The 17340-nt window shown below is 63.5% G+C and carries 16 protein-coding genes and 1 pseudogene; 5 read left to right on the top strand and 12 right to left on the bottom strand.

What is annotated here, in order from left to right; genetic code table 11:
• Nucleotides 1–13: 13 nt before the first annotated feature.
• The 3 genes from NJT13_RS07775 to NJT13_RS07765 all read right to left on the bottom strand — a co-directional run bounded on the left by NJT13_RS07775 (nt 14) and on the right by NJT13_RS07765 (nt 3449).
• The gene (locus NJT13_RS07775; RefSeq protein WP_254524988.1) at nt 14–682 is read right to left on the bottom strand and encodes a DUF502 domain-containing protein; all 669 of its coding nucleotides are present in this window, start codon (nt 680–682) and stop codon (nt 14–16) included.
• 166 nt (nt 683–848) lie between these two features.
• Complete coding sequence (gene gdhB, locus NJT13_RS07770) at nt 849–2132, bottom strand: glutamate dehydrogenase GdhB (RefSeq protein ID WP_254524987.1); 1284 nt, start codon at nt 2130–2132, stop codon at nt 849–851.
• 138 nt (nt 2133–2270) lie between these two features.
• Nucleotides 2271–3449, bottom strand: a complete 1179-nt coding sequence (locus NJT13_RS07765) for a M24 family metallopeptidase (RefSeq protein WP_254524986.1) — start codon at nt 3447–3449, stop codon at nt 2271–2273.
• Between the two features lie 177 nt (nt 3450–3626).
• Here NJT13_RS07765 and NJT13_RS07760 point away from each other — a divergent pair, with 177 nt between their 5' ends.
• Nucleotides 3627–4172 carry a CDP-2,3-bis-(O-geranylgeranyl)-sn-glycerol synthase gene (locus NJT13_RS07760; protein WP_254524985.1) on the top strand — a complete coding sequence of 182 codons (546 nt, stop codon included), beginning with the start codon at nt 3627–3629 and terminating at the stop codon, nt 4170–4172.
• Between the two features lie 90 nt (nt 4173–4262).
• Here the strand turns inward: NJT13_RS07760 and NJT13_RS07755 are convergent, their stop codons facing one another.
• Nucleotides 4263–5222 (bottom strand): alpha/beta hydrolase, encoded by a 960-nt coding sequence (locus tag NJT13_RS07755; protein WP_254525422.1) that lies wholly within the window; start codon nt 5220–5222, stop codon nt 4263–4265.
• 161 nt (nt 5223–5383) lie between these two features.
• On the opposite strand from NJT13_RS07755, the gene pyrE reads away from it, so the two are divergent.
• On the top strand, nt 5384–5908 hold the full coding sequence (pyrE, locus tag NJT13_RS07750) for an orotate phosphoribosyltransferase (protein ID WP_254524984.1): 525 nt from the start codon (nt 5384–5386) through the stop codon (nt 5906–5908).
• A gap of 85 nt (nt 5909–5993) precedes the next feature.
• On the opposite strand, the gene NJT13_RS07745 is transcribed toward pyrE, so the two are convergent.
• On the bottom strand, nt 5994–7031 hold the full coding sequence (locus tag NJT13_RS07745) for a sodium:calcium antiporter (protein ID WP_254524983.1): 1038 nt from the start codon (nt 7029–7031) through the stop codon (nt 5994–5996).
• 352 nt (nt 7032–7383) lie between these two features.
• Here NJT13_RS07745 and thrS point away from each other — a divergent pair, with 352 nt between their 5' ends.
• Nucleotides 7384–9327, top strand: coding sequence for a threonine--tRNA ligase (gene thrS, locus NJT13_RS07740; RefSeq protein ID WP_254524982.1), 1944 nt, complete (start codon nt 7384–7386; stop codon nt 9325–9327).
• Nucleotides 9328–9347: 20 nt separating this feature from the next.
• On the opposite strand, the gene NJT13_RS07735 is transcribed toward thrS, so the two are convergent.
• Nucleotides 9348–9785 carry a hypothetical protein gene (locus tag NJT13_RS07735; protein WP_254524981.1) on the bottom strand — a complete coding sequence of 146 codons (438 nt, stop codon included), beginning with the start codon at nt 9783–9785 and terminating at the stop codon, nt 9348–9350.
• 230 nt (nt 9786–10015) lie between these two features.
• On the opposite strand from NJT13_RS07735, the gene NJT13_RS07730 reads away from it, so the two are divergent.
• A complete protein-coding gene (locus NJT13_RS07730; protein WP_254524980.1) occupies nt 10016–10726 on the top strand; it encodes a phosphoribosyltransferase family protein in 711 nt (236 codons plus the stop codon).
• A 181-nt stretch (nt 10727–10907) separates the two neighbouring features.
• Nucleotides 10908–11348 (top strand): methylaspartate mutase subunit S, encoded by a 441-nt coding sequence (gene glmS, locus NJT13_RS07725; RefSeq protein ID WP_254524979.1) that lies wholly within the window; start codon nt 10908–10910, stop codon nt 11346–11348.
• Between the two features lie 139 nt (nt 11349–11487).
• Here the strand turns inward: glmS and NJT13_RS07720 are convergent, their stop codons facing one another.
• From NJT13_RS07720 to NJT13_RS07695, 6 genes and pseudogenes are all read right to left on the bottom strand, one after another.
• Nucleotides 11488–11922, bottom strand: a complete 435-nt coding sequence (locus tag NJT13_RS07720; protein WP_254524978.1) for a universal stress protein — start codon at nt 11920–11922, stop codon at nt 11488–11490.
• 186 nt (nt 11923–12108) lie between these two features.
• A complete protein-coding gene (locus NJT13_RS07715; RefSeq protein ID WP_254524977.1) occupies nt 12109–12699 on the bottom strand; it encodes a 50S ribosomal protein L15e in 591 nt (196 codons plus the stop codon).
• 270 nt (nt 12700–12969) lie between these two features.
• Entirely contained in the window at nt 12970–13500 is a 531-nt protein-coding gene (locus NJT13_RS07710; RefSeq protein WP_254524976.1) for a hypothetical protein, read from the bottom strand.
• A gap of 238 nt (nt 13501–13738) precedes the next feature.
• Nucleotides 13739–14575 (bottom strand): annotated as a pseudogene (locus NJT13_RS07705) (transposase); the annotation flags it as partial.
• A gap of 662 nt (nt 14576–15237) precedes the next feature.
• Entirely contained in the window at nt 15238–16146 is a 909-nt protein-coding gene (locus NJT13_RS07700) for a serine/threonine-protein kinase RIO2 (protein WP_254524975.1), read from the bottom strand.
• A 313-nt stretch (nt 16147–16459) separates the two neighbouring features.
• Nucleotides 16460–17191, bottom strand: a complete 732-nt coding sequence (locus tag NJT13_RS07695; RefSeq protein WP_254524974.1) for a helix-turn-helix domain-containing protein — start codon at nt 17189–17191, stop codon at nt 16460–16462.
• Nucleotides 17192–17340: the final 149 nt, after the last annotated feature.

Raw genomic sequence — 17340 nt, 5'->3', positions numbered from 1 at the left:
GGCCGCTCTCGACTTACGTCTCGTCCGTCGATCGATCCTTCGACGTGTTCAGCGGCACGGTCGAACCCGGTCCGTTCTGATCCTCGTCGTGGCCGAAACCACCACTCAGAACGCGCGCGAGCGCCTCTTCGACCCGTTCGCCGGTCTCGATGACGCGTTCGGGTTCCGCCTCGACGACGAACCCGGACGTGAAGTTCGGTGCCGTGGGAATGAACAGGACCTCTCGCCCGTCCTCGGTGACGTTTCCGGTCTTGAAGGCCGTCATCTGCTTTTCGTCCCAACTCGTGACCTTGACGGGTTCCTGGAGCGCCTGTTCCTCGCCGAGCGTGGTCTCGGCGGCGACCTTCGAGGCGTTGTAGACGACACGGAGTCCGGGGAGGCCGTTCGCGATTCGATCGATGCCTCTGGAGAAGACGTCACCGATCGTCGTTCGCATCAGGGTGCCGATCACGAACGTCACCAGACAGAAGAAGCTCAGGGAAACGACGACGCGGATGACGCGGGCGACCAGCAATCGCGTCGTCTCGTGGCCGATCAATCCGCTCAGCATCTCCTCGTCGAACAGGAATATCGGCGTCACACCGGTTATAATCGCGTAGAATCGATAGATCGCATACAGCGTCACGAGTATCGGCCCGATGAGGATGAGTCCGCTCGCGAAGACCCGCTTCCACGACGCCATGGTACAACTTTCTGACTGCTCCGTGATGAGGTCTTCTGTTCTCTTCGCACCGATCACCGGCATCCGCGGCACGCGGTTTGCGACGCCGATCGCTGGTATCTACAGCGCGCGGTCTGCGACGTCGATGACCGGTACCGGTGCCCACGGTGGCCGTTCCGCGAGAACGTCACGGCCAGAGTCCGCGCGCCTCCTTCGCCTCGGCGATCCGGGACAGCGCCACGACGTAGGCTGCGTCCCGCCACGTCAGCCCCTCTTCGTCGACCACCGCACGGACGTGATCCCACGCCTCGAGCATGTGGGTCTCGAGTTCCTCGTTGACGCGCTCGAGTTTCCACTGCCGGCGGTTGATGTCCTGCAGCCACTCGAAGTACGAGACGGTCACGCCGCCCGCGTTCGCGAGGATGTCGGGAACCACCGGCACGTTCCGTTCCTCGAGAATAGCGTCCGCCGCGAACGTCGTCGGGCCGTTGGCGCCCTCGACGACGATGTCCGCTTCGATGGCGTCGGCGTTGTCCGCGGTGATGACGTTGCCGACGGCCGCCGGCACGAGAACGTCGACGTCGAGTTCGAGGATCTCTTCGTTGGATAGCGTTTCCGGCGCGTCTTGCTGGAGGACGGCTTCGGGTTCCTCGTCGTGGGTCGGGATCGCGTGCGTCTCGAGGCCGTCGGGGTCGTAAATCGCGCCGTTGACGTCGCTGACGGAGACGACCGTCGCGCCCCAGTCCTCGAGTAGGCGGGCGGCGTTCGCGCCGACGCTCCCGAATCCCTGCACGGCGACCGTGGTATCGGACAGGTCGCCCTCGTAGTAGTCTACGGCCTCGCGCACGACGATCGCGGTCGAACGACCGGGGGCTTCCTCGCGGCCGTAGGAGCCGCCGATGACCGGCGGCTTTCCGGTGACGACGCCGGGTATCGTCTCGCCTTGCTGCATCGAGTAGGCGTCCATGAACCAGGCCATCGTCTGGGCGTCGGTTCCCATGTCCGGCGCGGGGACGTCCTTCGTCGGACCGACGACGTCGCGCAGTTCCTCGGCGAACCGGCGGGTGAGCCGTTCGGTCTCGTCGGTGGTCAGTTCCTTCGGATCGACGGTGACGCCGCCTTTCGCGCCGCCGAAGGGGAGGTCGAGCACCGCGCACTTCCAGGTCATCCACATCGAGAGGCCGACACACTCGTCGCTGGTCACGTCGGGGTGGTACCGAAGCCCGCCCTTGTACGGGCCGCGAACGTCGTCGTGCTGGGCCCGATAGCCGGTGAAAACCTCTACATCGCCGTCGTCGCGCTCGAGCGGGACCGATACCTGCTGGACCCGGGTCGGGTGCTTCAGGCGCTCGACGACGCCGGGATCGACGTCGACGTGCGTCGCCGCGCGCTCGAGTTGTCGTCGCGCCGTGATCAGTGCCGAGTCGAGTTCCTCTTCCGTTTCGGTCTCCGTCACTGGTGTCATCGTCATCGAACTTGGGTGGGTGCGTTTATTTTCATTGGGGTCGCGCGGGGTCGATATGGTCGGTCGGACGGGGCGGTCGGACGGGGCGGTCGGACGGGGCGGTCGGAAACGCGGCGGTCGACGTCGGGTGTGAGTCGCGCGCGGTCACGCGGTGAACAGCCGACGCGGGAAATCGGCCAGCGTCTCCGCCCCGTCGCGGGTGACGTGGAACGTCTCGCTGATCTCCATGCCGATCTCGTCCGTCCAGATGCCAGGGATCATGTGGAACGTCATGTCTTCTTCGAGCACCGTTTCGTCCCCGGGCCGGAGGCTCGCGGTGTGTTCGCCCCAGTCCGGCGGATACCCGAGTCCCATCGAATACCCGATTCGGTCCTCTTTCTCGAGGCCGTACTGTGCGATCGTCTCGCGCCAGGCCGTCTCGACGGATTCGCACGTGACGCCGGGTTCGGCGGCGTCGAGCGCGGCCTCCAGTCCTTCGACGACGATATCGGCGGTGCGCTCGAGTTCCGCGGGCGGATCGCCGACGAACGTCGTCCGCGCGAGCGGGGAGTGGTATCGGTGGCGACAGCCGGAGAGTTCGATGATGACGGGGTCGCCGTCCTCGAACGGCCGGTCGGTCCACGTCAGGTGCGGCGTCCCCGTGTGATCGCCGGAGGGCATGAGCGGGACGATAGAGGGATAGTCCCCGCCGTACTCGTCGGTGCCGGTGATCAGCGCGTCGTAGATCGCCGCGGCGGCCTCGTACTCCGGCACCCCGGCCTCGATCGCGTCCAGGCCGGCTCGCATGGCGTTCTCCGAGATCCGGGCGGCTTCGCGCATGTACTCGAGTTCCCGCTCGGATTTCTTGATCCGAACCCAGCCGACAAGCAGCGTCGCGTCCTCGAATTCGGCCGCCGGAAGGTTCTCCTGCAGACGCGTGTACGACTTCGCGGTGAAGTAAGCGGCGTCCATCTCGAGTCCGATCCGGCCGTCGGCGACGTCCAGTTCGTCGAGGATGCCCGCGACGTAGTCCATCGGGTGGAGGTCGTGGGGGGAGTGGACGTGGTCGTCGCTGTACGCGCGGATGCTCTCCTCCGCGAGGTGAGTCGTCGCTCGTGCGCCGTTGGCGTCCATCTCGCGTCCGATCCAGACGGGCTCGTCGCGGTCGGGAGTGACGACGACGGCCTGGTGGACGTAAAACGACCAGCCGTCGTACCCCGTCAGGTAGTTCATGTTCGCCGGATCGGCGACGACGATGGCATCGAGGTCCTCCTCGCGCAATCGCTCTCTCGTCCTGTCGACTCGACGGTCGTACTCGCGTTCGTCGAAAACGTCCTGGGGCATGGTAACAGGGCCTCTATCGAACCGTCCATCAGAAGAGATAAAAGTTTTTCGTGTATGGTAGAAACAGATTGTGTGTATAGGGTGGGCAAAAACGCGTCCCCTCGACGTTTATGAAACGCACCGTCGGGCTGGGACAAACCACCGGCGGTTAAGACACACCGGTTCGTCCGGGCGAATATGGCAGTACTCGAGACAGTCGTGATCGCGTTCTGGGCGATGTTACCGGCCTACGTCCCCAACAACGCGGCGGTGCTGGCAGGCGGTGGCCGACCGATCGACGGCGGCCGGACGTGGGGGGACAGGCGGGTGCTGGGCGACGGAAAGACCTGGCGCGGGACGGCGATGGGAATCCTCGCGGGCGTGGCGCTCGCGGCGATCCTCACCGTCCTCGCGCCCGGCGTCCGTGACGCACTCGGCTTTGCGGTCCCCGAGTTCACGCCGCTCGCGGCGGTCGGTCTCGCCGGCGGCGCGATGCTCGGCGACATCCTCGCCTCGTTCCTCAAGCGCCGCACCGGCCGCCAGCGCGGCGCGATGTTCCCCGGCGTCGACCAACTGGACTTCGTCGTCGTCTCGCTCCTCCTGACCGCTCTGCTGGCGTTCGAGTGGTTCATCACCTGGTTCACGCTCGAGGTACTCTTCGTCGTTGTCGTCATCACGCCGATCCTCCACGTGACGACGAATATGATCGCGTACAAACTCGGGCTGAAAAACGAACCGTGGTAGTCGCCTCGCGGTCGGGAAACCGACTTCCGTCACCTGTCTCATCGTCGGATGGCGAGCCAGGACGGTCACTGTGCAGTCGTCGATCCAGGCTCAGTCGAACGCTGCATGCAGATCCGCGACGGCGTCGTCGTAGGCCTCGTGGGCCCGCTCGAGATTCACTGGCTCGGAGATCATGTTGAAGAAGCCGTGGATCACGTCGTCGTAGTGGTGGTACTCGACCGGGACGCCGTCTTCTTCGAGTCGCTCGGCGAGGTTCGCCCCGTCGTCGCGTAGCGGGTCGAAGCCGGCCGTGATGATCGTCGCCGGCGGGAGATCCGAGAGGTCGTGGGCGAGCTGGGGCATCGCGTAGACGTTCCCCTGATCGAACTCGGAGTCGTATCGGTGACCGCGGAACCACTCCATCTCGGCTTTCGTGAGGAAGTAGCCTTCGCCGTTCTCCTCGTAGGCCTCGGTTTGCTCCGCCCTGCCGGTACTGGGGTAGATCAGCAGCTGATGGGCGATTTCGGGGCCGCCGCGATCCCGCGCGAGCAGCGACAGCCCGGCCGCGAGGTTCCCGCCGGCGCTGTCCCCCGCGACGACGATCCGATCCGGATCCGCGTCCAGATCGGGTGCGGCATCGGCCGCCCACTCGAGGGCGGCATAACAGTCCTCGAGCCCCTCCGGGAAGGGATGTTCGGGTGCGAGCCCGTAGTCGACGCTGACGACGGGATAGCCCGAATCGGCCGCCAGCTTTCGGCAGGTGCCGTCGTGTGTCTCGACGCTACCGATGACCCAGCCGCCGCCGTGGATGTAGAGGAGCAGCGGCCGGTCGTCACCGTCGGTTCCAGGATCGTAGATCCGTATCGGCAGGTCGCCGTGCGGGCCGTCGATGGCCCGATCTTCGACGGATTCGAGTTCGACGTCCGGCTCCCCCCCGACGCGCATCTCGTCGAACATCCGACGGGCCTCGTCGGGCGACACCTCGTCGAACGACGGCGCGTCGAGGGACTCGTATAGCTCGAGAAACGCTTGCACGTCGGGATGTGGTTCGGCCGCACTGTCTGGTGTCATCATACACCACACTTGTTGGCGGGGATAAAAAACATACGTCCGGCAGGACCTTCCCGAGGAGCGCGGATGCGTGGAGTCCCGAGCCGATCGTCGGCTCACGTCCGCCGGTCCGCGCGTTCCGTTCCACACCGCTTATTTCGGTCGGGCGCGCTCTCTCGAGCATGACGAACCGGGACCTCATCGACGCCCTCCGGGCGGCCGACGCCGTTCAGTTCGGCGAATTCGAACTCTCACACGGCGGCACCAGCGAGTACTACGTCGACAAGTATCTCTTCGAGACCGACCCCGACTGCCTCGAACTGATCGCCGAGGCCTTCGCCGACAGGCTCGACGCGGACGACAAACTCGGTGGCGTCGCACTCGGCGGCGTCCCGCTCGCGGCCGCGACCAGCGTCGCCGCCGACGTTCCGTACGTCATCGCGCGCAAGCAACGCAAGGAGTACGGCACCGGCAACCTGATCGAGGGCCGCCTCGCCGAGGGCGAGGCGGTCGTCGTCGTCGAGGACATCGTCACGACGGGAACGAGCCTCGTCGAAGCCGTCGAGGCGCTCAGGGACGCCGGCGCGACCGTCGAGCGCGCCCTCGTCGTCGTCGACCGCGAGGAGGGCGGCCGGGAGAACGTCGAGGACGCGGGTCTCGAGATGGAATCCCTGGTGACCGCGAGCGAGTTGCTCGAGAACCGGTAGCCCGTTCCCGTCTCTCGAGCCCGCGCGTCGACTGTCGGATATCGATAGGCGGTTTCTGCTGGATTCTGGCCGTCTCGATCGGAAATCAGGTTCCCTTGATCAGCTCTGTGAGGCCCGCGGATTCGGCGATCATCCACGCGACGAACAGCCCGTAGGCCAGAAGTAGCACGTAGGACTCGAGGTCGGTGATCGAGAGATCGGTGCGCAGAAACGAGAACAGCAGGACGGTCGCGAGCGTCAACACGCCGAGCATCGGGACGGCCGCCGCGAAGTCCACGGTGGCGGACTCGGCGATGAGCACGCCGATCGGAATCGCTACCAGGAGGTCGAACGTGTTCGATCCGAGGACGTTTCCGATACTCGTAATCCCCTTGCCGGTCTGTGCGGACCGCACGCTCACGAGCGTGTCCGGGAGGCTCGTCGCCGCCGCGATGATGGTCACCCCGGCGAGGAACGCCGGAATGCCGACCGTGTGGCTGAGCGATTCGACGCTCCCGACCAGTTGTTCGACCGCGACGAGGATGACGACGAGGCCGACGGCGAGCTTTCCCCACTCGCGACCGATGTCGATTCCGTCCGTGATCCCCTCGGCGTCGTGGTCGCTGACGTCCTGCCACTGGATGAAGAGATAGAGGCCGTACAGCAGAAGCGGCAGCAACGCCAGCGGACGCGTGAGCGTGCCCGAGAGTTCGGGACCGTCGGGATCGGGGACGTAGATGACGGCGAGCGCGAGGGTGACGACGAGCGCGGAGACGGCGATCATGTAGAACTGTGCCTCCTTGTAGACGATGGTCCGATTCGTATCCAGTTCGCCGTCGGTCACGATGCCGGACAGCGCCGGAATCACGAGGATATTGAATATCGCGGAGCCGACGATCGCGCCGATACCCATGTTGAACGTGCCGTCGATCGCCGTGAACACGACGGCCGCTAACTCCGGGAAACTCGAGCCCACGGCGACGACGATCGATCCCTGGACGACCGCCGGCAATCCGTAGTACGCCGAGAGCTGTTCGGCGGATTCTTCGAGCCAGCCGCTCCCGAACCAGATGAAGCCGGTCGCGACGACGATGACGAGCGCAGAGACGATGGGCCTATCCGGGAGGACCCCTCCGAGAATCATTACCTGCACCTCTCGTCTCGGCACTCATTAGTTGTTCTATTGACGATAGTCCCGACGTCTGAACTATTCGCGGGCCGCGGAGAGAGTGCTTCACTCCCGATCGTGACCTCCGTCCCCGTCTCTGGGGCCGGACCCAGGCGCCGCTCGAGTACCGACGCCGTCACCGGACCGCAGCCCATCACAACGCTTTTATCCCGCTCGAGACTACCCGTAGCCACAGATGGTAGGTGTCCGCTTTACAGGGGCGTTTGCCCGTTTTTAATTCCCACCTACCGCGTATTGCGTCGGCACCCGTCGACCAGTGTGCGGGACGCGCGGACGCGCAACCGGACCTTTCACCACATCCACAGCCATGTCAGAACCAGATTCACAGGAGCAGATAGCGGTCGTACTGCCGGACGGCTCGGAACTCGCAGTCGACGCGGACGCGACGGTCGAAGACTGCGCGTACGAGATCGGCCCCGGTCTCGGCAGCGACACGGTCGCCGGCAAACTCGACGGCGACCTCGTCGCCAAAGAACAACCCGTCTACGACGGCGCCGAACTCGAGATCGTCACCGACGGCTCGGCGGAGTACCTTGAGGTCATGCGCCACTCCGCGGCCCACTGCCTCGCACAGGCCGTCTGCCGGCACTACGACGACGTCGACCTCGCCATCGGTCCGCCAACGGACGAGGGCTTTTACTACGACTTCGACAACCTCGACGTCGACGAGGACGATCTCGCCGACCTCGAGCGCGAAATGGAGGACATCATCGCCGAGGACTACGAGATCGAGCGCGAGGAGGTCTCGATCGACGAGGCGGAGCAGCGCCTGGCCGACGAACCGTACAAACTCGAGTTGCTCGAGGAGTTCGCCGAGGAGGCCGACACGGTCACGTTCTACAGTCAGGGCGAGTGGGAGGACCTCTGTGCCGGCCCTCACGTCGATTCGACGGGTGAGATCGGGGCGATCGAACTGCTCGAGATCGCCGGCGCCTACTGGCGGGGCGACGAGGAGAACCCGATGCAGACGCGCATCTACGGCACGGCGTTCGAAGACGAGAGCGATCTGGAGGCGTTCATAGAGCGCAAACGGGAGGCCGAAAAGCGCGACCACCGTCGGATCGGAAACGAGATGGACCTCTTTTCCATTCAGGACGTCACCGGCCCCGGATTGCCGCTGTACCACCCGCCGGGCAAGACGATCCTGAAGGAACTCGAGGACTTCGTCGCCGACCTGAACGAGGACGCCGGGTACGACTACGTCGAGACGCCCCACGTCTTCAAGACGGACCTCTGGCACCGCTCGGGCCACTACGAGAACTACGCCGACGACATGTTCATCTTCGACGTCGGCGACGACGAGTTCGGTCTGAAGCCGATGAACTGCCCCGGCCACGCCGCCATCTTCCAGGATCATTCCTGGAGCTACCGCGACCTCCCCATCCGATACGCCGAGAACGGGAAGGTGTATCGAAAGGAGCAACGCGGCGAACTCTCCGGGCTCTCCCGCGTCTGGGCGTTCACCATCGACGACGGCCACCTCTTCGTCAAGCCCGACCAGATCGAACGCGAGGTCGAGGAGATCATGGATATGATCGTCGAAGTGCTCGAGACGTTCGACCTCGAGTACGAGATGGCACTGGCCACGCGCCCCGAAAAGAGCGTCGGGAGCGACGAAATCTGGGAGCGGGCCGAATCGCAACTCGAAAGCGTCCTCGAGGCCCGAAAGCTGGACTACGAGGTCGAAGAGGGTGACGGCGCGTTCTACGGACCCAAGATCGACTTCGCGTTCGAGGACGCCATCGGGCGGGACTGGGACGGCCCGACGGTTCAACTCGACTTCAACATGCCCGAACGGTTCGACCTGACCTACGTGGGCGAGGACAACGAGGAGCATCGCCCGGTTATGATCCATCGAGCGCTGTACGGTAGCTACGAGCGGTTCTTCATGATGCTCATCGAGCATTACGAAGGTCGGTTCCCGCTGTGGCTCGCGCCCGAACAGATCCGCGTCCTGCCGATCTCCGACGACAACCTCGGCTACGCCCACCGGGTCGCAAGCGAGTTCGACGACTTCCGCGTCGAGGTCGACGACCGCGATAGCACCTTAGAGCGCAAGATCCGCGCGGCCCACGACGACCGCGTCCCCTACCAGATCATCGTCGGCGACAACGAGGAAGAGGCCGGCACCATCTCGGTTCGGGATCGCTTCGAGGACCAGGAGTACGACGTCGAAATCGACGAGTTCAGCGCTCACCTCGAGGCCGAGCGCGACGAGCAGCGGACGGAACCGGACTTCCTGCAGGACTAGCCCGATCCCGTTTTCGGCCGTTATTCACAACTGGGCAGTTCCTCTCTGTACGCCATCTCCCGTTCCTCTCGATAGTAGAGTTCGATCTCGCGCGGGACGCTCGGCTCCGGTGGACAGTCCGATCTCGGTGGGATAGAGACGGTTCCCTCCGCGCCGGTGTCGGTTCTGTACGTGATGGTGCGAATCTCGTTCGGGAGCGGATCGGTGGTGAACGAGTGACCCTTTCTCACGCCTCTCTCGTCTTCGTAGATGACGGCGCCGTCCCGTGCTTTGGCCGTCAATTCGAACGTGGTCGTCTCGTTCTCGTAGTGAGTGTTGATGAGGGTAATTCGGACCTTCTTCCTGTGGGTGTCCGTCCCGCCACGGAACTGCGCTAGACAACCGGCAGTCGCGACGAAAGCGGACCCAAGAGCGGTTCCGAGGAATTCACGCCGTCGGTAGGGGTTGTTGTCAGTCATGACCGATCAGTAGGCCGTTCCAAATCGCTCTGCAAATGTCGACGTTGCAATAGTTACTCGAGCTACATTTAAAAATTCCCATCCGAACTCACTCGGAAAGATCCATTGGTTATCGGCGTTCGCCGCCAGTCGTCGGTCGGCCAGACATCGACGGGGACACCACGTATCTGCGTTACCTTCGCCGAATCGACAACCGAAATAGGCATATTTGTGGAATCGTGCATAGCTGTATGAACAGAGCCGAGAAAGCAGCCCTCCAGCTGCGGGCCGTCGACGTGTTGCGGATGTTGAAGGAGACCCGAACCTACGACGAACTCGCGGATACCACGGGGCTCCCGGCTGGCGATCTCAATCGGTACGTCAACGGACACGTCCTTCCGGGTACCGAGCGCGCGCGAGAAGTCGTCGACGAACTCGGCCGGGAGGCGTTGGCTGGGGAACTCGATGCGCGAATCCGCGTCGATCACGAGGGATACGTCGACAACTCCGCGACCGTCTTCGATCAACCGTTTCTCGATCTCGCGGCGTCGGTCGTGGCCAACGGCTTCGATTTCGAGCGCCCGGACGTCGTCCTGACCGCCGCGACGGACGGGATCACGCTCGCCGCGGCACTCGCGAGCTACTACGGCGTCCGGTGTGCCTACGCGAAAAAGCGAAAGGAAACCGCCGTCGAGGAGTTCATCGAGGCGCGCCAGCGTCTCCAGTCGGGTATCGAACTCACGTACTATCTGCCCGCGTCCGCAATCGATCCGGGCGAATCGGTCCTCGTGGTCGACGACCTCATTCGGTCGGGCGAAACCCAGGAACTCCTCTTAGACATCGTCCACACCGCCGATGCGGACGTGGCGGGCGTCTTCGCACTCATCGCGGCCGGCGAAGACGGCATCGGCCGCGCGCGCGAGCGAACCGACGCACCGGTCGGTGCGCTGACGACCGTCTGAAGGGACGCGACTCGAGAGACGGTCAGCCGACGGCTCGAGCAACGGTCCCTTCTCTCGATCTGACCGGCGGTCCGACGGCGGTGACACACCGGCTGATCGCAAGCGGGAGACCGTGCGAACGATTGGCACATTATTAATCATTAGGTTTATGGTGGTCCCGGTCGTCGGTGGTGGTACGCACATGACGAAGACAGTCATCCTCGGTGTGATCGGCTCTGATGCGCACGTCGTCGGGATTACGATCCTGGATCAGGCGCTTTCGGCAGCCGGATTCGACGTCGTCAACCTGGGAGTCCAGAGTTCTCAGTCGGAGTTCGTCGAAGCCGCCGAAGCCAACGACGCCGAGGCTGTACTCGTCTCGTCACTCTACGGCCACGCCAAACAGGACTGTGAGGGCTTTCACCAGCGGATCGCGGAGGCCGACCTCGACGTCACGACCTACATCGGAGGCAACCTCGCCGTCGGCCAGGACGACTTCGAGGAGACGCGATCGTTCTTCCGCAAGATGGGATTCGACCGGGTCTTCGACTCGGAGACCGATCCCGAGGACGCCATCGAGTCCCTGCGGGCGGATCTCGACATGCGCTCGACCGAGCGAGAGGGACAGACCGTCTCAGCCTGATCGCCCCTGGCTCCGGCTCCGATCGGCCGCCGTGAAATCGATGCAGTCACATCGCATTTCGGCCCACCCCCGGATCCGGTTCCTAACGTTTCTGTTCTCCCTATTCGGCTGCACTCGTTCGACTCCGTCCGACAGCCGGTTAGCGGACGATCGTCACCGGAACCGGCGATCGACGGGCGACGGTCTCGGCGACGCTGCCCAGGAGAATTCGGCTCGCACCCATTCGTCCGTGACTGCCGATGATGATGTGATCGACGTCCCGATCGTCGGCGTACTCGACGATCGACCGCGAGATGCCGCCGATGACGTGATCCGTGTCGATCTCGACGTCGTGCTCGGCCGCTCGTTCACGCGCATCCTGGAGGATCTCCTCGGCTCGCTCCTCGTAGTGGCTCTGTACTTCCTCGTAGTTTGCCATCGTCGTCCCCTCGATGCCGCCGACTGCGTAGAAGTCACCCGGATCGAGGACGTGCAACCCGGTGATCGTCGCGTCAGGATACTCCGTGCAGGCGAACTCGAGGGCCTCAGCCGACTGCGCCGAATCGTCCACCGCCACTAAGACGTGTCGTGTCATATTCGCCGATACGTCGGCTGCTGGAATAAGTCCACCTCTCGCCCCACGCAAACGGGAACGAGGAGGCGACGCCGTCTCCATCGTCGCGTGGGCTCCTGAACCGTCGTACCCGCCGGTGACCGCTCGAGGTTCGAGGGAAGCCGAAAAATACCGTCGTGAAACCGCCTGCCGTGTCCGCTGTCGTCGTTACTTGGCGCGGCCACGACCGCCGGTGTTGGACGGACGGACCTTTTCGGCGCCTTTGCCGCGGTTGTTGAGGCCGCGGTTGGCCTTCCCGGCATTGGTGAGTCCGCGGAACGCGCGGTTCTGATGGTCGTCGCTGCAGATCCAGTTGAGATCGTCGTCGTTCTGAATGGCGGGGTGATCCGGATCGACGAGGATCACTTCGAACCACTTCTGGCTGCCGTCTTCACCGACCCAGTAGCTGTTGAGCACCCGCAGGTTGGGGTACTTTCGAGAGACGCGCTCCTCACCGATGCGCTGGATGTTCTTGCGTCGTCCGATGCGGTTGACGCCCTGGCGCTTCGAGCGTCGACCGGCCTTGTGTCGCTGCTTTCGGGCAGTCCCTTTGCGAACCGATACCCGGGCGACGATGATACCCTGTTTCGCCTTGTAGCCGAGTTCGCGTGCCTTGTCGAGTCGCGTCGGTCGATCGATCCGTTCGATCGCGCCCTGTTTGCGCCACTCCTGCTTGCGCTGCCACTGCAATTCCCCGAGTTTGCCGTCGTCGGGGTCCTTCCATGCGTCTTTGATGTGGGAATAGAAGCTTCGTGCCATTGTATTCACCGCGGGCGTTTCCTGGTTCAATCCAGACCGGGGCCGGCGCCCCGCGGATCACATCCCGACCTGTGGCGACGTGCCGTGCAGGTGCCCGCCGATGCCCGCGAACCGGCGAGTCTACCTGTTCTTCCCAACTCTCGAGTATAAGAGCTTCGAACTTCGAGAGCGCGATCGCACTCGCGATGCCCGATGCGGTCGACCGCTGTGTCCGACACCAGTCGTCGCACTGTGGCGCCCGTTACCGAACGGGACACACTGGAACGCCCGTTATCGTACGGGGACGTGTTCGCGCACTCCACTCGGCGTAATCCCGTTGACCGTCGCGAACACGGCACCGAGTACCAGCCCGTAGACGAGGTGGCCGATACCGAACAGGAGCGCGCCGAACAGTTCCGCCGCCAGCCCTGGGATCGGCAGAAACGGCAGCGGCAACGTTGCGACGTCGGCTCGCGCCATCGCGAGCGGGAACAGGACGCCACCGGCGAAGAGCCCGATGACCGCCCCGAAGACGAGCCCAAGGATCAGGTAGTCACTGAAGTTTTCCACGCTCTCCTGGACCGCCTCCCTCGAGGCGATGGCGGCGAACAGGAGCCCGAACACGATGCTCACCATCAGGTGAATGACCCAGCCGACGCCGACCGCCGTTCCCGGCTCCGCCGCGAGCCCGCCGAGTAACTCGATCTGGTTCCCGCCGAAGTGGAGGACCAGTCCCATCGCGATACCGGCGACGAGCCCGCCAGTGAGGCCACCGCCCCACACGCCGACACCGTCGAGGTTATGCGTGTCATTAACACCCATGTTTCACGCTACGCGTGCGAGTCTGATTAATTTGATCATTGACCAGGATCTGTGAGTATGACATCCTCCCCGACGTGAACACCGGGAGACGTCGTCTCCCGAGCAGACGGCGCAAAGCGCCGTCGACGACGGGGTTTCCTCCGTGGGAGTCTCGGCTATGCCGTTTCCCCGGAAGCAACATTCCCGTCACGGTGGGCGGTACTCGGGTCTGTGCGCTGTTCTTTGGGACGTTCGTGAGAGCGTGGTCGCGGCGATGGGTTCGCTTGCGGTACAACCGCCGGATACGCTCACAACTGTAGCGACCGTCTTCAAGTTTCGACTGGAGTCGGGCGATTTCTCGCGTCGTCTCGCGGAAGCGGGCGAACAGGTCCCGACCTTCGTACAGATATTGCTCGCCGGTCGTGGTGGTACAGGCGACGAGATCGTTCGTACCACTGTCCAGAGCGGCCTTTTCGCCGGCCAGCGGAGTGTCCCGTGTATCGTCGGAAACAGTCACGGGTTGCGAAGCCCTGAACGTGCAATCTGTCTCGTCGTACCACAAATATAACCGACCCTGTTTGTCGTAGTCGGGCCAGTTCGGGTTGCCAGCGATTTCAAGCCGGAGACGCCCGGTGTGGTCGTATCGGTCTTTCAACTCGCTCCCGACCAGTATCTCAAGCCGGGAGCGGTCGCCCCATTCGACGGTGTACGACGTGTTACGAATGACAGTCTTGAGTTGTCGCCCATCGTCCTCGTTTCCACGGAAGCCCGGCGGTTCGGGGTGTTCCGTGACCGACGTGTTCGACTCGTCGTGATACTGGTCTTTCGGGCGGAAGAACCTGCGCCACGCTTCGCTGTTCTTCCGTATCACCTGTTGGGCGGTAGACGCACCGAGAACGTCTTTGTATTTGCCTTCGAGTTGGCCTGTATCGGCGTCCCATACGTCTCCCTCGAATCCGTCCTCGTCGTTGTACCGCATGAGGCGCTGATAGTTGACTTCGTTCCAGAGAGCGGGGGAAGCGTCCAACAGGTCCCGTAGCGGTTGCTCTCCGGTATCGGAAACCGGGCGTACGGCAAACGTGTTGGGACGCTTCATCAGCCACTGCAGCATACACTCGCTCCGGTCTTGTCTGTCAGCCATCCACAGTGAACGTAAAACTCGGCCCGTTTCGTTGTAGACTCAGGGCCAGTAGTAACGTGGCGGTACACTAACCGAATTCACGCGATTCACGCCCGTCCCCAGAACGCATAGCGTTCCGGTGTGCGTACGAGACGCAACACGTCTCGTCAACGCCGTACACGACGGGGACTCTCTCGCTGACTGAAGGTAGATCGGTCCAGTAGTTCAATCTGATCGACCGATTCCGCCATCGCTTCCGACCCGGTCCACGGAAGCGGGGCTATCGCCAGGGCCCGTCCGGCCCACACGTCGAGAACCCGGTCCCCTCCGAGCAGTCTCCGCTCGAGTGAGTCTCGGTCGCGCCACCTGGGTTTGATATATCATAATACGATTTATTGACCCGCCCGGACGACGCGACTCGCGTATCACCGACTGAGCGACTGACTTCGAGAAGACCTCGCGGACCGATTCGCGACCGCACCTCGGTGACGAGCCGACGGAATCGCTCGAACGCCGTCTCGTGATCGTCTCACGGAGGGCGGTAGCCGGCGTCTCGGCGCTATTCGATCGATCGACTTCGAGGACAGCGCCACGTCGCCCAGAAAGACGACCACTCCGGCCAAACGCGTCGGTCGTCCTCAGACGAACTCGGAAACCGTCTCGAACGAGCCGTCGCCGATCGATCCCACCAGATCGCCGCTCTCGAGGTCCTCGGGAACGTGCTGGGGGTACTTCCGGCGGAAGTAGCCCACGACGTTTCGCAGGTCTCGCCGGAGGAACTCGTCGGCGTTTTCGTGGTCGGTCGGGACGGCCTGGGGCCAGTCGAATATCGTCACCCCCTCCGCGTCGACGAAGACGTTGTACTCGCTCATATCGGCGTGGACGTACCCCCTCGCGTACGCGCGCGAGATTTCCGATAGTAACAGATCGAGGACGCCGAGTACCTGTTCGTCCTCGAGTCGCGTCCGCGAGAGTTCCACCCCGTTCATCTTCTCCATGACGATCGCGTGGCGGTTCTGGCCGATCGGCTGTGGGACCGCGACGTCCGGGTACAGTTCCTCGAGAATGCCGAATTCGCGTTCGGCGGCCTTCCTGGCGGTGTACATCCACGAGACGTGCTCCTTGTCGGCGGTGTAATCCCGTTCCTTGTGGACTTCCCGAAAGTTCGTGTACCCCTCCCGGTGGTACTTCAGCGCGAGCGGCTTGTACGAGCGAACCTCGTAGACGTCGCTCTCCTTGCCGACGCCGAGTGGCGAGCCGAATTCCGAGATCGTATCCCGCTCGACGAGCGCGCGGAGCGCCAGCGCGTCGTAGCCTTCGAACTGGAGCGTGTACCCTTCGTACTGGATCGTCTTCTTCTCGACGAGCCCGCGCTTGAGACAGCGCTCGAGTCGGTAGTCGACCTCCTCTTCGGAGAGCGAGGCGAACTTCGGGAGCTTTTCCCGCTGGACCCACTCCGAAAAGCGCATTCCCTGTTCGACCCCCGAGAGGAGATAGAAGTCCTCCGCCTCGAGTTCCGGAAGCAATCCGGCGACGTTTCGCACCATACAACGGGGTAGCCGGCGGGTACGTAAAAACGGCGTGACGGACGCCGCGGCGTCTCGAAGCGTATCCGACTCGCGTCCCAGCGACCCGGTGTTCGCACCGGTTCGACTCACGGTGCCCGCATCTCGCCGATTCGCCCTATCGTTCCTCGACACGACCCTCACGATCGCGTCTCGATCCGACTCTGGTCGGATCGCTCCCTGTACAAACTGCATGTCGATATACCAAATCGTCGGTCGAGTGTCGGAACGAACCGCTCGGTCACGCCGTGGCGATCGGTCACCGAGCGAACAGTGAACCGGTGGACGCCACCGCTCAGTCGGCCCACTGCTCGGCCGTGCCGGCCTGGTCGACCCGCAAGGGGTTCGACGACGTCGCGGTGACCAACCGCAAGAATTCGCCCGCGTTCGTGAGAAGTTTGTTCTCCGCTTTTCGAAGATGTTCTTCGTACGTGGAGCGAGCAACCGACGTCACGTCGGCCAGTTCGCGGAGCGTCGTTTTCCGCGGCTGCTCGTAATACCCGCTCTCGAGTGCCAGCCGCAGCGCCGCCAGCTGTCGCTCGGTGATCTCGTCGAACAGTCGGTCGACCGGGGCTAACATACTGTGTGGGATCTCCTGGTCTGTGATCGCGGTTTTCGACAGCACGTCGATGTCTCGATCACCCTCCAGCTCTCGAAGCAACGCTCGAGCGTCCGTTTCGTCGAACGCGATCACCGTGTAATGCTCCCAGCCCTGGCGGTGGATCGTCGGCGGTTGGTACAGGCAGTTGTACTCCTCGAACCGCTCGATGAGCGAATCTTCGAGCGAGCAGAGACAGGACTGCGTCACGACGTGAAGCCCGGACTCGTCGATCGACTCGTGAAGGATCGTTCCCAGTTCGCCGATTTCCTCGAGCAGGTCGTCCGTCGGCGCTTCCGGGGAAACGATTTCGAGGACCTGGCAATCGTTCAGGTACCACTCTCGTATCGTGAGAGCCGGATGGCGTTCCGAAATCTCGCGATACGGGCAGTCGTGTTTCACCCGGAACGAGGCCTCGTGTAAGCTCATACGGACGCGTTCGGTCCACCGCAAATTAACGGTGCCGGTCATGACCGGCATTGCCCATACCCTACTCTGGTCCCTATCGACGGACACAGTGATCTATCTGAGTTCGAACGATCTCGTCGAATCGAGTCGCGAGGTCTCTTCCGCGACGA

It is taken from the genome of Natrinema caseinilyticum, from assembly GCF_024227435.1.
GTDB classification, from domain to species: Archaea; Halobacteriota; Halobacteria; order Halobacteriales; family Natrialbaceae; genus Natrinema; species Natrinema caseinilyticum.
This window is presented reverse-complemented; position numbering and strand designations above follow the sequence as displayed.

What these genes read in the sequence shown, in the direction of transcription:
- NJT13_RS07775 (WP_254524988.1), bottom strand. Translation starts at nt 682, where the DNA reads ATGGCGTCGTGGAAGCGGGTCTTCGCGAGCGGACTCATCCTCATCGGG.
- gdhB (WP_254524987.1), bottom strand. Translation starts at nt 2,132, where the DNA reads ATGACGATGACACCAGTGACGGAGACCGAAACGGAAGAGGAACTCGAC.
- NJT13_RS07765 (WP_254524986.1), bottom strand. Translation starts at nt 3,449, where the DNA reads ATGCCCCAGGACGTTTTCGACGAACGCGAGTACGACCGTCGAGTCGAC.
- NJT13_RS07760 (WP_254524985.1), top strand. Translation starts at nt 3,627, where the DNA reads ATGGCAGTACTCGAGACAGTCGTGATCGCGTTCTGGGCGATGTTACCG.
- NJT13_RS07755 (WP_254525422.1), bottom strand. Translation starts at nt 5,222, where the DNA reads ATGACACCAGACAGTGCGGCCGAACCACATCCCGACGTGCAAGCGTTT.
- pyrE (WP_254524984.1), top strand. Translation starts at nt 5,384, where the DNA reads ATGACGAACCGGGACCTCATCGACGCCCTCCGGGCGGCCGACGCCGTT.
- NJT13_RS07745 (WP_254524983.1), bottom strand. Translation starts at nt 7,031, where the DNA reads ATGATTCTCGGAGGGGTCCTCCCGGATAGGCCCATCGTCTCTGCGCTC.
- thrS (WP_254524982.1), top strand. Translation starts at nt 7,384, where the DNA reads ATGTCAGAACCAGATTCACAGGAGCAGATAGCGGTCGTACTGCCGGAC.
- NJT13_RS07735 (WP_254524981.1), bottom strand. Translation starts at nt 9,785, where the DNA reads ATGACTGACAACAACCCCTACCGACGGCGTGAATTCCTCGGAACCGCT.
- NJT13_RS07730 (WP_254524980.1), top strand. Translation starts at nt 10,016, where the DNA reads ATGAACAGAGCCGAGAAAGCAGCCCTCCAGCTGCGGGCCGTCGACGTG.
- glmS (WP_254524979.1), top strand. Translation starts at nt 10,908, where the DNA reads ATGACGAAGACAGTCATCCTCGGTGTGATCGGCTCTGATGCGCACGTC.
- NJT13_RS07720 (WP_254524978.1), bottom strand. Translation starts at nt 11,922, where the DNA reads ATGACACGACACGTCTTAGTGGCGGTGGACGATTCGGCGCAGTCGGCT.
- NJT13_RS07715 (WP_254524977.1), bottom strand. Translation starts at nt 12,699, where the DNA reads ATGGCACGAAGCTTCTATTCCCACATCAAAGACGCATGGAAGGACCCC.
- NJT13_RS07710 (WP_254524976.1), bottom strand. Translation starts at nt 13,500, where the DNA reads ATGGGTGTTAATGACACGCATAACCTCGACGGTGTCGGCGTGTGGGGC.
- NJT13_RS07700 (WP_254524975.1), bottom strand. Translation starts at nt 16,146, where the DNA reads ATGGTGCGAAACGTCGCCGGATTGCTTCCGGAACTCGAGGCGGAGGAC.
- NJT13_RS07695 (WP_254524974.1), bottom strand. Translation starts at nt 17,191, where the DNA reads ATGAGCTTACACGAGGCCTCGTTCCGGGTGAAACACGACTGCCCGTAT.